Origin of the sequence: Pseudomonas sp. GM55 (assembly GCF_000282395.1) — a bacterium.
GTDB lineage: Bacteria > Pseudomonadota > Gammaproteobacteria > Pseudomonadales > Pseudomonadaceae > Aquipseudomonas > Aquipseudomonas fluorescens_CC.
In genome coordinates this window covers 1-13818 of record NZ_AKJJ01000011.1, presented here as the reverse complement: position 1 = coordinate 13818, position 13818 = coordinate 1, and the positions used below count along the sequence as shown (strand labels likewise).

The following is a 13818-nucleotide window of genomic DNA, read 5'->3' as shown; positions in this document are numbered from 1 at the left end:
CAGCGGTGGGCGGCCTGCAGGCGAAAATGGAAGCGTAGCGTCTGCCCGAAGCGTGCTACTGATTTATGTTGGGTCCTTGCGTAGTGGCGCCTCAACCGCCGGTTCACTACGGGGTGATCTTCCGAGGGTGATGATGCTCGCTGAGGCTCTGCTTCGCCACGTCGGCTCCTGGGCACCGTCGCTGATGGTGCCCAGGTTCTTGGCTTACTCTGCCTGAAAGTTCCGGCGGGTACGGCTATCAGAAAAGGCTGATGTTATAGCTGAGGATCAGCCGGTTCTCATCAATATCGCTACGGTAGTTGGAGCGCGCAATAACATTGCGGATACGGATACCCACTCCACGAAGCACTCCACTCTGGACAGCGTAGCCAATATCCAGATCGCGCTCCCAGTCCTGACCTTCAAACCCCCGCCCAGTGGTGACGTTGTCTCCAGTCACGTAGCGCAGAGTGGTGGTCAGACCGGGAATGCCGAGGACGACGAAGTCGTAGTCGTGCCGGACTTGCCAGGAGCGTTCATCCGGTGCGGCGAACTCGTAGGTAGGCAGTGTATTGCCAAGCGGGTTGGTGTTGGCGCCAACCTGGATGAAACCATCGTCACCGCCGATCTGCTGGTAGCCCAGGTAGAAGGTATGGCCGCCGCGCTTCGCCGACAACAGGTTGAACAGTGCATGGTTATCGAGCTTGCCGGCGATGCTCCGGCCGTCGTCGCGGGCATCGAAGTAGCCGACACTTATGCCTAGCGTCCAGTCACCTACTGGCTCGGCGTGTTTGAAGCTGTAGTAACGCTGCTGGTAGATGTCTTCCAGTTGCGCCTGCCAGAGACCGACGCTGGTGCGATTGGAATTGAAACTGTAGTCGGCACCCAGATAGTTGAAGCGGTCACTGGTGAAATTGGCGATACGCGCCGGGTTGATCGGGTCATTGATCAACGCATACATCTCCTGGGTGTTACTCGAGTCGCGCAGGCTAGTGGAGTGCAACTGGCCAGCGTTTACGGTCAGTCCGGACAATTCATTGGAAACCAGCGAAGCGCCCTGGTAGGTCGGCGGCAGCAGGCGCAGGTCGCTGTAGACCAGTACCGGCAGGTTGGGCCGCAGCTCACCAATCTTCAGCTCAGTGCTGGAGACCTTGAGTTTCATCGCCGCACCCAGGCGGCCGTACTCATCGGCGGATCTGCCGTCGTCGTGTGTCGGCAGCAGTCCGGTCCTGGCCCGGCTCGGGCTGCTGTCGAGCTTGACGCCATAGAGGCCGAGCACGTCCACGCCGACACCGATACTGCCCTGTGTGTAGCCTGAGCGGGCATCAAGGATAAAGCCCTGGCCCCACTCCTCGGCCCTGGATTGCTTGTTGGGGCCGACGATGTCCGAGAAATCGCGGCTGAAGTAGTAATTGCGCAGTTGCACGTTGGCCGTCGCGCCTTCGATGAAGCCGGTTTCTTCGGCGAGCAGGTGCGGAGCCAGGCCGAGTGTCAGGCAGCCGCCTAGGGCGCCGCTGATTGCATGGGTTTTGCGCAGTGCTGGAGTGTGCATGCTGTTGATACTCCGGAATCAGGGCATAGCGCCTCCCGTCAGACGAAGCCGAGGCTTGTCCGCAAGGAGGGCTTGAACATGGGGTTGGCCGGCGGCTCGCGGCCCGGGCTCGATCTGCTCCGCGTCGGTGGGATCAGTCGCAAGGGGGCCGTATGAGACCCCCTTGTGACTTACGCCAGGACACGCAGTCGCCTGGCTTACGTGTCTTAGCGATTGACCAGCTTGGCCGGTAGGGCGATCACCAGCAGGCTGCTGAGGATCAAGCAACCGGCGAAGAACCACAGTGCTCCGGCACCGCTACCGGTCAGGTCGATGGCGATACCCATCAAGGAGTTGCTGACCAGGCCGGCGATGTTTGCCAGCGAGCAGGCCAGGGCGAAGCCGGTGGCGGCCGCACGGCCTTTGAGAAAGGTCGCTGGCAGGCTGAAGAACACTGGCACTGCACCGATGATGGCCGCCGACGCGATAGCAAACAGCGCCACCGTGGCAAATACGTTATCGGTGAAGAAGGTGCTGCTGGCCATGGCCGCCGAGCCGATCAGGAAGGGGACAATGATGTGCCAGCGGCGTTCGCGATGACGGTCCGAGCTGGCGCCGATCAGCAGCATGCCGATCAGGGCGGCAGCGCTGGGCAGGGCAGTCAACAGGCCGATATGGAAGTTGTCTGCCACCCCCGCATTGCGGATGAAGGTCGGCATCCAGAAGCCCATGGCGTAGGCACTGAGCAGGATCGAGAAGTCGATACCGCCGAGCATCCACACTTTCAGGTTGAAGAAACCGTCACGGAAGCTGTGCTTGCTGTCTTTGCCCTCGACGTCGTCCAGGCGCAGTTCGCTTTCCAGCAGTGCTTTTTCATCAGCGTTCAGCCATTTGGCGCTGTGATGATTGTTTGGCAGGGCCCAGAAAGTCAGGATGCCCAGCAGCACGCTAGGTACCGCCTCGATCAGGAACAGCCATTGCCAGCCGCGAAGACCGGCGGCGTGGTCGAAGTGGCCCATGATCCAGCCGGACAAGGGCCCGCCGATCACGCTGGACAGCGGCATACCGATCATGAACAGGGCAATGATGCGCCCACGCCTGTAGGTCGGAAACCAGGTGGTCAGGTAGAACAGCACCCCTGGCAGGAAGCCGGCCTCCGCCGCGCCCAGCAGGAAGCGCAAGATGTAGAACTGCGTGGTAGAGGTGACCAGCATGGTGCAGGCCGAGAGCAGCCCCCAGGTGATCATGATCCGGGCGATCCAGATCTTTGCCCCGACTTTTTCCAGTGCCAGATTACTTGGGACCTCGAAAATGATATAGCCGACGAAAAACAGACCGGCGCCCAGGCCGAAAGCCGTTTCGCTGAATTGCAGCTGCTCGAGCATTTGCAGTTTGGCGAAGCCGACGTTAATCCGGTCCAGATAGGAGGCCAGATAGCAGAAGCAGAGGAACGGAATAAGCTTCCAGGTGATCTTGCGGTAAAGCGCCTGGACGGGGTCTACGACGGTGGTCGTAGTGGATGTACCTACATTTGCAGAGGGCATGGGTGTCTCCTGGCGGTGACTTTGTGATTGTTGTTTAGCCGCGGATCAATGCTTTGGTAGCACCGGTTGGCGGCTTCCAAAGGCAGTGTCAGAAGACTGGGCAGGGTTTGATGTTGACCCTTGCTCAGTATTTGGCGACCAGTGCTCTACGGCCTGGTTCGACGGCAGATATCCATTTCTGCCGGTATTCGGTAAAACCGTGAATCTGTGGAGGTTGCAGGCTTGTCCGGGAAGACACTGTGTCAGCCCGGGAAAACCAATGGCCATCTCATTTTCTGAACTGCTTCATGGCCTCCTGTTTACTCACCACATCGCCATACTTGCTATCAATGTCGAAGAGGTTGGCTTCGTGTGGTGCCGGGTGTCGATCGCCGACGCATTCGCGAACAACGATGGTCCGAAATCCATGCTGCACGGCATCTACCGCTGTCGCGCGGATGCAGCCACTGGTCGAGCAGCCGGCCAGCACCACGGTGTCGATGCCTTGGGCGCGCAACATCGACGCCAGGCTGGTACCGAAAAACGAGCTGGCGTATTGCTTGCTGATGACCACTTCATCGGGGTTGGGCAGCACTGGCTCGCAGAAAGCAGCCAGTGGGTTGCCCTCGACCATGTCTTTCATGACGGGTGCTTTTTTGACCCACATGCCGCCGTCGGCAAAATGCCCTGGGTGGTAGCGAATGTTTGTATGCACGACCAGGATTTCATGTTGCCGGGCGCAGGCTAGCAGTTCGACGCTCTCGGCTACAGCGCTGACCACGCCCGGCGCGTACAGCGGTGCGCCTTCGAGGGTGTAGCCCTGCATGAAGTCGATCATCAACAGCGCAGGCTTGTTGCCAAAGCCGATGCGCTGGCCCCATACGCCCTGATAGTTGGCGTCGGCACTTTGTTCGTGGCTCATGACACTCTCCTATTTATAGGCGCCAGACAGCAGCGCGCCCGCACCCGGAACGACGGGCTCCAGGTCCAGCGCCTTGAGCATTGCGTAGGTGGTGGCGATGGCGGCGGTGAGTACCGGTTTGCCGGTTTGGGCCTCGACTTGTGAAACCACTCCCAGCGATTGCATCTGCACGCAGGCCGACAGGATGATCACATCCACGCCTTCAAGGTTCATGTCGCGCACAATGGCGGGCAGGTTGTCCGGGTTGTGGCGAGCGACTTCCAGGTTGTCGGGGATTTCCAGGGCGCGCCAATCCACCACCTCGAAGCCTTCCTCGCGGATGTAATTGACCACCAGCTCGGTCAGCGGCTTCATGTAGGGCGCGACAATGGCGATGCGCTTGGCGCCCATGACCTTCAGGCCATCGATCAAGGCGCCCGCGCTGGTGATAACCGGTGCGTTACCGTCGTTGTCGGCGGTGGCCTGGCGCAGGCGTTTCTCGGACTGGCGATGGTAGCCCAGGCCCATGGCCATGATTGCGACCAGGCAGGCATAACCCAGTACATCGACCTTGGCGTCCGACAGCTCAATGGCACAGCGGTCGGACTCGCCGTCCATGGCCGCCAGTTCCTCCTTGCGCACTTGCTTCATGCGCATGCGGCTGGAGTGAAAGGTGAAGCGTTCGGGGCGGATCAATTGGCGTGCTGCCAGCATCGCCGGGATCTCGGTTTCCATAGTGGTGTTGGAGCTCGGCACAATCTGGCCGATACGGTAAGGCTTGATCACAAGCTGTCTCCTTTGAAACGTGCGTTGAATTCAGGTCAGGGGGTGGCCGAGGAAATTGCCAAACGCCGCGAAAAATCCTTCGAGGTCATCCCACGGAATCATGTGCCCGGCGTTTTCAACGTGAGCAATCTGGATCGCGGGTTGCAGGTCGCGAATTTCCGCTTCGTCCCCGGCCTGAATTACGCCGCCGCGGCCGGCAACGATCAGCAGGGCAGGGACAGGCAGGTGCGGCAGATCCTGGTGAAAGTCCACCTCATGGAAGTCGTTGAAGGCGCGGACGACGGCAGGTTCGTAGCAGGTGTGCAGCCACTCGGCGCGGACTTGCAGCTGCTCCTCGGTCCAGGTCGGGCAGAAGGCGCGCATGGCGGTAGCGTCCATCCCGGTCAGTGATTGGCGGATCGAGTCCACGTACCACGACAGCTTGCTCGGGTACTCGCGCCGACCCGGGCCGGAAACGGGCGGATCGATCAGCACCAGGCTTTGCAGGCCTGCTGGATTGCGCACGGCGCTGCGCACGGCAAAGCGCGCGCCCATCGAGTGGCCCACCAGGTGATAGGCATCGATGCCCATGGCCTTGGCGAATGCGCCGATGTCATCGGCGCAGGCATCCGTGCCGTAATCCAGTTCCGGTCCGGTGGAGGACAGGCCGCGGCCACGAGCGTCCAGTACGTAGGTATCGAAATGCTGACCCAGGCGCTCGGCGACGAACCCCCAGGTGATTGCCGGGCTGGTGATGCCGGGAATCAGCAGCAGGACCGGTTTGCCGGTGCTGCCCTGGCCGCCATAGCGCAGGTAATGCTGGCGGATACCATTGGCTTGAACGTTGCCGCCATGAATGAACGTGCTCATGCGGCCACTTCCGATTTCAGTGGGTGACTGTAGAGGTCATAACCGTAGACCCAGGCCGGATCTTCCTGGGTGCGCAGCCAGGTGTTGGCATTGGACACAGCCTGTACTCGCGAGGCGCGGTCCTTGCGGTTGGCTTCGTAAAGCTTGAACGCGGTGCGGTAATCGGTGAGGCCGGTTTCCTGCAGGCAGCGGGTCAGCATGGCGGCATCTTCGATGGCCATGCCCGCGCCTTGCGCCATGTGCGGTTTCATCGGGTGGCAGGCATCACCCAGCAACACCATCCGGCCACGGCTCCAGAGCGGCAGCGGGTTGCGATTGAGCAACGGCCATTTGGTCACGCTTTCACTGGATTCGATCAACGCTTGAACGGTGGGGTGATAGCCCTGGAATGCGTCGTACATTTCGTCGCGGCTGCTATCGACAAAGCTGCCCTGGAAGTCCCAGGCCGGGTGCGGTACGCCGGTGACGTAGTAGTACTCATCGCGCTTGCTGGTGGTGTGGTAGACCATCATGTGACGATCTTCGCTCCACCACTTCACGCAGTTTTCAAAGTCCATGTTGTACTTGGCCAGCACCTCGCCGCGAATCAAGGCGCGATGCGCCACCCAGCCGCTGTACAGAGGTCTTTCCGCACCGAGCAACTCTTCGCGAATTCTGGAGTTGATGCCATCGGCGCCGATGACAATATCGACCTCTGTGGTGCTGCCGTCGCCGAAGTGCAGGCGCACCAGTTCATCGGTTTCCTCGATCCCGGTCAGGCGCTTGTTGAAGTGCACTGTGCCCGGCGCAATGGTCGACATTTGCAGTGCATGCAGGTCCCCGCGGTGCACGGTGATGTAAGCCGCGCCGTATTCCTTGCGAGCGAACTCACCCAAAGGGATGCGGGACAGATAGTCACCGCTGGCACCGTCGCGGCTGAACCAGAAGTCGGGGTGCGAACCCATGTCGCTCAGCTTTTGTTCAATGCCCATGCGACGGAAGATTTTCATGATGTTCGGGCCCATGTGAATGCCCGCGCCAATACGGGAAAACTCTGGCGCCTGTTCATAAATATCGACCTCGAACCCGGCTTTCTGTAGCAGCGTGGCAGCAGCAGCGCCACCTAGACCGGCGCCGACGATTGCGATTTTTTGTTTGTTTCGCATGGGGCTTTTCCTTCGATTTGAATATGTGGCTGGCGAGATCGGGTTGTCGTCTCGCCGCGATTTGAAGTGTATACGCTATTGTTTTTGAATTGGAAGAGCACGTTTGAAAAATAAAAAATCAGCGATAAACGGCGCGCGTAACGCTAAGTAACCATTATTTAGTGGGGTTGTGTTGCTTTGTAACGTTTCGTTCCTTCTCTTTAGACGCCCTTAAATTTAATGTTTTTTCGCTAATAAATAGCGTATACACTTCAAATTCGTGCAGGTCCCCAGCTCGCTGCCTTGCTTTGGTGCACAGGGTGCGAGGCGTCGAACGAACTCAACAGGTTAAGAGGAAGACAAGAAATGCCGGTAAGCGATTGCGAACTGACCCAGATGTTTGAACACGTGTTGAAACTGTCGAAAGTGGACTCGACTCAAAGCGTCGCGGTGCTGAAAAGCCACTACTCCGACTCGCGTACCGTGCGGGCGGCCATGGACGCCGCCCAGCGTCTTGGGGCCAAGGTTTATGCGGTCGAGTTGCCGTCATTCAATCACCCTATGGCCATGGGCAATGACATGACCGCTTACTGCGGCGACACAGCGCTGACCGGCAATATCGCCGCGCAACGGGCGCTGGAGGCGGCGGACCTTGTGGTCGATACCATGATGTTGCTGCACTCGCCGGAGCAGGAGCAGATCCTCAAGACCGGGACGCGCATACTGCTGGCGGTCGAACCACCGGAAGTGCTGGCGCGGATGCTGCCTACGCTGGCGGACAAAGATCGGGTGATGGCGGCCGAGAAGCTGCTGAAGCAGGCGCGCTCGATCCACGTGAAATCCAGGGCCGGCAGTGATTTCAAGGCGTTGCTCGGACAATACCCTGCGGTCACCGAGTACGGTTTTGCCGATGAGCCGGGGCGTTGGGATCACTGGCCCAGCGGTTTTCTATTCTCCTGGCCAAACGAGGAAACCGCCGAGGGCGTACTGGTGATCGACGTCGGCGATATCCTGTTGCCGTTCAAGAATTACTCGCGAGAGAAGATCACCCTGGAAATCGAAAAGGGCTTCATTACCTCGATCCATGGTGGCTTCGAGGCCGAATACCTGCGCGATTACATGAAGTACTTCAATGACCCTGAGGTGTACGGCATCTCTCATATCGGCTGGGGGTTGCAGCCGCGTGCGCAGTGGACCGCCATGGGCTTGCATGACAAAAACGACGGCATGTGCATGGATGCCCGGGCGTTCTACGGCAACTTCCTGTTCTCCACCGGGCCCAATACCGAGGTTGGCGGTACCCGAAAAACCCCGTGCCACCTGGACATTCCGCTACGCCATTGCGATATCTACCTCGATGATCAGGCGGTGGTCCTGGGCGGTGATGTGGTAGCGCCGCAGGCATCTATCGCGCGGTGATATAAAAGAGGGGGGCGGGGACAGTGACCCACCACGATTGAGTTACCTTGATCCCCCTCACAGGTTAATGTAAACGCCACTTACTTTTTTTTGATAGAGCCCGCCGTGCCGGATACGACAGACAACACCCCACAGACAACCGCTCCCTATGCCTTTTCCGAGCAGGTCGGTCATTTGCTGCGCAAGGCTTACCAGCGCAATATGGCGATCTTCCAGCAGAACGTCGACGATTCGCAGCTGACCGCCGTGCAGTTCATCACGCTGTGCGCCGTGCGAGATGGCGGGCCGAGCTCATTGACCGAACTGGTCAAGGCCACTGCGGTGGATCAGGCAACCATTCGAGGCATCGTCGAGCGGCTCAAGGCGCGCGACCTGATCACCCTGGAGCCGGACCCTCAAGATCGGCGCAAAGTCATCGTTGGCCTGTCCGACAGTGGCCATAAATTAGTGCGTGACACCGTGCCTCATGCTGCCCGCGTCAGCGAACTGACCATGGGTAACCTCAACCCGGCCGAGCGCGTCGCGATGCTGTATCTGCTGCGCAAAATGATCGATGACGTCGACGATTAACGAATGACAAGCCGCCCCTGGCATTCTTCTTGCCTCTGGTTCATGAAGTAGATACTTCATGAAAAAATGTAGTCAGGGGTAACGTGAAGAGTCGGTAGCCATCCCCCTCTTCAAGCTCTAGAACCCGCAATGGCACTGCGCTCGATCTGCGCAGTACGTACTCGCGGCCTTGGTCACGCCTTTTTCATGTAGTGGTTACTTAATAAAAAAGCCGCACCTCTAGAGGGCGGGCGGTAACACCCAGGGAGTGCGACATGAGTGAGCAAGCACTAGCGCCGGAAAAGACCGTGACGCTGCGAGTCAATGGCCAGACCACTACGGTCTGTGCCATGGCCGACACGCCGCTGTTACTGGTGCTGCGTAACGATTTACAGCTCAACGGCCCGAAATACGGTTGTGGCCTGGGCGAGTGCGGTGCCTGCACGGTGATCATCGATGGTGTTGCGGCGCGGGCTTGTGTGTTCCCGTTGTCCGGCGCCGAAGGCCGGGAAATCACCACCCTCGAAGGCATCGGCACCCGTGAGCACCCGCACCCGGTGCAGCAGGCTTTCATTGAGGAGCAGGCGGCGCAGTGTGGCTACTGCATGAACGGCATGATCATGACGGCCAAGGCCTTGCTCGACCGCAATCCGAACCCCAGCGAGGCGCAGATTCGCAACGAGCTGTCGGCCAATCTCTGCCGCTGCGGCACTCATATCGAAATTCTTCGTGCGGTACTGCGTGCCGCCCGTCAAAAGTCTTGAACGGATTGATGACCATGACTCATGCAACGCTCACCCGTGCTCAGCTGTTGACCAAGTCCGGCGTTTTGTTGATCGTCGATCAGATCCAGCCACCGTCCGGCCCTGTGGCCAAAGGTGGCGTACCCGTGATCAAACCCCAGGAGCTGGCGTTGTTCATTGCGGTCAACGACGACGGCAAGGTCTATGGGTTCAACGGCCACGTGGATTTGGGCACCGGGATCCGCACTTCGCTGGCACAAATCGTCGCTGAAGAGCTGGACCTGGCGCTGGATCAAGTCTGTATGGTCCTTGGCGATACCGATAGCGCGCCGAACCAGGGCGCAACCATCGCCAGTGCGACCATCCAGATTTCGGCCATCCCCTTGCGTAACGCGGCGGCTGAAGCCCGGCGATTTTTGCTGGTACGGGCGGCCCGGCGTTTTGCCGTTGCGGCTGATACCTTGCGTATAAACAGCGGGATAGTTAGCAGCGAAGACGGTCGCCAGCTCACCTTTGCCGAACTGGTGGAGGGCGAGCGTGACCAGTTGACGATTTCTGGTGATGCGCCGCTCAAGCGTCTGGAAGATTATCGGCTGGTGGGCAAGGGCGCAGCGCGGGTGGACATTCCCGGCAAAGCCACCGGTGAGCTGACCTACGTGCATGACATGCGGCTGCCGAACATGCTTCATGGCCGGGTGATTCGCCCGCCTTATGCCGGGCTCGACAGCGGCGATTTCGTCGGCAACAGCCTGTTGGAGGTGGACGAGTCCTCCATCGCGCACATTCCCGGCATCGTCCGGGTGGTGGTGATTCGCGATTTTGTCGGTGTGGTCGCCCTGCGTGAAGAGCAGGCTGCGAAGGCCGCCCAGGCACTGAAAGTCACCTGGAAAGCCTGGAACCACAAATTGCCGAACATGGGTGACATCGCGCAGGCCATTCGCGACAACCCCCGGGTGCAGCGCGTCGTGCTGGACAAGGGCAATGTTGATCAAGCGCTGGAGCAGGCCAGCGAGCGCATGGCCCGCACCTACCTGTGGCCGTATCAGCTTCACGCCTCCATCGGCCCGTCCTGCGGGCTGGCGGACTATCACGAGGATGGCATTCGCGTCTGGTCCGGCACGCAAAACCCGCATTTACTGCGTGCTGACCTGGCATGGCTGCTGGAGTATCCGGAAGAGCGGATCGAGATCATCCGCATGGAAGCGGCAGGTTGTTACGGGCGTAATTGCGCCGACGACGTGTGTGCCGATGCGGTGTTGCTGTCCCGGGCCGTCGGCCTGCCGGTACGGGTGCAACTGACCCGCGAGCAGGAGCATGTCTGGGAGCCCAAAGGCACGGCGCAACTGATGGAAGTCGATGGCGGCATCAATGCCGATGGTGGTGTGGCCGGTTACGATTTCCAGACCAGCTACCCGTCCAACGGTGCGCCGACCCTGGCACTGCTGCTGACAGGGCGTGTCGAACCGGTAGCGGCGATGTTCGAAATGGGCGACCGCACTTCGATCCCTCCATATGATTTTGAACACATGCGCGTGAGCGTAAATGACATGGCACCCATTGTCCGGGCGTCCTGGATGCGGGGTGTGTCGGCGCTGCCCAATACGTTCGCCCATGAGTCGTATATCGATGAATTGGCCTTTGCCGCGGGCGTCGACCCTGTCGAATACCGCTTGCGTTATCTGAATGATGAGCGTGCCTCGGATCTGGTCAAGGCCACGGCTGCCCGCGCCGAATGGACGCCGCGTACTCAGCCGATGCAAATCCCGGAACAAGACAACATCCTGCGCGGCCGTGGGTTTGCCTACGCCCGTTACATTCACAGCAAATTTCCAGGTTTTGGCGCTGCGTGGGCAGCGTGGGTCGCGGACGTGGCGGTGGACAAACGCAGCGGTGAAGTGTCAGTCACCCGGGTCGTGATCGGTCATGACGCCGGGATGATGATCAACCCGGCCGGCGTGCAACATCAGATTCACGGCAATGTGATTCAGTCCACCAGTCGCGTGCTCAAGGAGCGCGTGACCTTTGAAGAGTCCGCCGTTGCCAGCAAGGAATGGGGCGGTTACCCGATCCTGACATTCCCCCAGGTGCCGGAAATCGATGTGCTGATGATGCCGCGCCAGAACGAAGCACCCATGGGGGCAGGTGAGTCGGCGGCAGTGCCGAGCGCGGCAGCGATAGCCAATGCGATCTACGACGCCACCGGGATTCGCTTTCGTGAGCTACCGATCACCGCTGAGCGTGTGCTGGCCGCGCTCAAAGGCTCGGCGGACGAAGCGAATGCCAATCCCCCTGATTCGCCAAAGGCCAAGCGCTCGAAATGGTTGTTTGGCTCATTGTTCGCAGCGTTCGGCGCGATACTTGGCGTGGCTGCAACGGCTTTGCCCTGGCGTGCGGAAATCGCACCGATCACGCCACCCAGCGCGGGCACCTGGTCTGCGGCGACGCTGGAGCGAGGGCGTTTGCTGGCGGCAGTCGGCGATTGCGCGGTGTGCCACACAGCGCCAGGCGGCGCGACCAATGCGGGCGGGTTGGCCATGCAGACGCCTTTCGGAACGCTGTACAGCAGCAACATCACACCTGACCCGAAAACCGGGATCGGCAGTTGGTCCTATCCCGCGTTCGAGCGGGCCATGCGCGATGGCATCAGTCGCGATGGCAAGAATCTATATCCGGCCTTTCCTTACACGGCCTTCCGAAATATCAACGACGCCGATATGCAGGCGCTGTACGCGTACCTGATGTCACAGGCCCCGGTGAGCCAGCCAGCCAAGGTCAACGACATGCAGTTCCCATTCAACATGCGGCCGCTGATGGCGGGTTGGAACGCGTTGTTCCTGCGCAAGGGTGAAATCAAGGTGCAGCCGCAACGCAGCGAGCAGTGGAATCGCGGCGCCTACCTGGTCAATGGGCTGGGTCACTGCGCGGCCTGTCATTCACCGCGCAACCTGATGGGCGCGGAGAAGGGCGGTAAAAATTTCCTGGCGGGCGGCATGGTCGATGGCTGGGAAGCACCTGCGCTCAATGGCTTATCCAAATCGCCTACGCCGTGGACTGAAGATCAATTGTTCACCTACCTGAGCAGTGGTTATTCCGATGCCCACGGTGTCGCGGCGGGCCCCATGGGGCCGGTGGTTAGCGAATTGGCGAAGCTGCCCAAAGCAGACATACGGGCGATGGCGGTTTACCTCGCGTCGCTCGATGGCACGGTGCAAGCACAGACCCGCTCAAGCACGGAAACCGTAGCGCAACCCAGCGTCGCAGAGGTGTCGTTGAACAATGGTCGGCGGGTGTTTGAAGGTTCCTGCCAAGGCTGTCACGCCGATGGTCTTGGGCCGAAACTGTTTGGTGTCAGTCCCTCGTTGGCGACTAATACCAATCTTCACAGTACGCTGCCAGACAACCTGCTGAAGGTCATTTTGCAAGGCATCTCCAACCCGGCGACACCGGACCTTGGTTATATGCCAGGTTTCAAGGACAGCCTGTCCAACAGGCAGATCGCCGAACTGACGGCATACCTGCGCAATCGCTTCGCCTCAGCTGAACCTGCGTGGCAAGGGTTGGAGCAGAAGGTCGCGCACTTGCGGGCCAATCCCGGAACTCATTGATCAGAGAGTCACTGAGAGGCAGGCAGTGTCAGCACGCCGCGCACCACCAGATCGCTGATGAACGCCAGCCAGTCCTGCTGCTGGCCTTGATCCGCCAGGTCTTGACCCAGAAATGAGGTGAGGGTGTGCCGGTTGGAGTTATAGAAGTAGCAGAGTGAAGCGATCATCAGGTAGACGTGATTGATGTCGACGTCCTGGCGAAACAACCCTTGCCGCTGACCTGCCTCGATGATCGGTGTGATCACGCCCAGCGTAGTGCTGGACAAGCGACGAAGCTCACTGGACTGTCTGGCGTGCGTGCCCTTGTGCAGGTTTTCGATATTGAGGATAGCGACGAATTCCGGATGCTTTACGTAGTAATGCCAGACGAAGGCCACCCGGTCACGCAACGCCTGCACGGGGTTCGAAAGGTCCGGGCGCAACATGCTTTCGGCTTGGTTGAATGCTTCATAGGTGTGTTCAAGCACCCGTACAAAGAGGTTTTCCTTGCTGCCGAAATAGTAATAGATCATCCGGTCATTGGACTCGGCTTCACTGGAAATCTGTTCGATCCGCCCGCCCGCATAACCATCACGGGTGAAGACCTTGACCGCGGCCTTGAGAATACGAGCCTTGGTCTGGTCGGCCTGCTGGGCTCTGATACCTGTTTTTTTGTTCACGCTTTTGTCCTTGAAGATGAGGCGTAGCGCTGTTGATGACCAGGACATGACATTCGGTGCCAGTCAGCCGCCGCGTGCTGTTCTTCGACGAATGCAAGGGGATGAATAGTACCCCCGTTGAATACGAGCCGGGAGAGTGGCGATGTCTGA

General features: G+C 59.6%; 11 protein-coding genes. 4 read left to right on the top strand and 7 right to left on the bottom strand.

Annotated features, from left to right (window positions below; translation table 11 throughout):
* Positions 1 to 238: 238 nt before the first annotated feature.
* From PMI31_RS02545 to PMI31_RS02520, 6 genes are all read right to left on the bottom strand, one after another.
* Positions 239 to 1531 (bottom strand): OprD family porin, encoded by a 1293-nt coding sequence (locus PMI31_RS02545; protein WP_008016016.1) that lies wholly within the window; start codon positions 1529 to 1531, stop codon positions 239 to 241.
* A 206-nt stretch (positions 1532 to 1737) separates the two neighbouring features.
* Positions 1738 to 3054 carry an MFS transporter gene (locus PMI31_RS02540; RefSeq protein ID WP_008016015.1) on the bottom strand — a complete coding sequence of 439 codons (1317 nt, stop codon included), beginning with the start codon at positions 3052 to 3054 and terminating at the stop codon, positions 1738 to 1740.
* 268 nt (positions 3055 to 3322) lie between these two features.
* Positions 3323 to 3955, bottom strand: coding sequence for an N-carbamoylsarcosine amidohydrolase (locus tag PMI31_RS02535; protein ID WP_008016014.1), 633 nt, complete (start codon positions 3953 to 3955; stop codon positions 3323 to 3325).
* A gap of 9 nt (positions 3956 to 3964) precedes the next feature.
* On the bottom strand, positions 3965 to 4720 hold the full coding sequence (locus PMI31_RS02530; RefSeq protein WP_008016013.1) for a maleate cis-trans isomerase family protein: 756 nt from the start codon (positions 4718 to 4720) through the stop codon (positions 3965 to 3967).
* 30 nt (positions 4721 to 4750) lie between these two features.
* Positions 4751 to 5569 (bottom strand): alpha/beta fold hydrolase, encoded by an 819-nt coding sequence (locus PMI31_RS02525; protein ID WP_008016012.1) that lies wholly within the window; start codon positions 5567 to 5569, stop codon positions 4751 to 4753.
* Positions 5566 to 6714: an FAD-dependent monooxygenase gene (locus tag PMI31_RS02520; protein WP_008016011.1), complete on the bottom strand. Its 1149-nt coding sequence runs from the start codon at positions 6712 to 6714 to the stop codon at positions 5566 to 5568. Before PMI31_RS02520 ends, PMI31_RS02525 begins: the two co-directional genes overlap by 4 nt.
* Positions 6715 to 7059: 345 nt before the next feature.
* Here PMI31_RS02520 and PMI31_RS02515 point away from each other — a divergent pair, with 345 nt between their 5' ends.
* The 4 genes from PMI31_RS02515 (at position 7060) to PMI31_RS02500 (ending at position 13009) form a co-directional block, all read left to right on the top strand.
* Positions 7060 to 8112, top strand: a complete 1053-nt coding sequence (locus PMI31_RS02515; RefSeq protein ID WP_008016010.1) for a 2,5-dihydroxypyridine 5,6-dioxygenase — start codon at positions 7060 to 7062, stop codon at positions 8110 to 8112.
* A gap of 105 nt (positions 8113 to 8217) precedes the next feature.
* A complete protein-coding gene (locus tag PMI31_RS02510) occupies positions 8218 to 8682 on the top strand; it encodes a MarR family winged helix-turn-helix transcriptional regulator (protein WP_008016009.1) in 465 nt (154 codons plus the stop codon).
* 254 nt (positions 8683 to 8936) lie between these two features.
* Positions 8937 to 9425 (top strand): (2Fe-2S)-binding protein, encoded by a 489-nt coding sequence (locus PMI31_RS02505; protein WP_008016008.1) that lies wholly within the window; start codon positions 8937 to 8939, stop codon positions 9423 to 9425.
* A gap of 14 nt (positions 9426 to 9439) precedes the next feature.
* A complete protein-coding gene (locus PMI31_RS02500; protein ID WP_008016007.1) occupies positions 9440 to 13009 on the top strand; it encodes a molybdopterin cofactor-binding domain-containing protein in 3570 nt (1189 codons plus the stop codon).
* Positions 13010 to 13017: 8 nt separating this feature from the next.
* Here PMI31_RS02500 and PMI31_RS02495 read toward each other — a convergent pair whose 3' ends face one another.
* Positions 13018 to 13716, bottom strand: coding sequence for a TetR/AcrR family transcriptional regulator (locus tag PMI31_RS02495; RefSeq protein ID WP_177323546.1), 699 nt, complete (start codon positions 13714 to 13716; stop codon positions 13018 to 13020).
* Positions 13717 to 13818 lie beyond the last annotated feature (102 nt).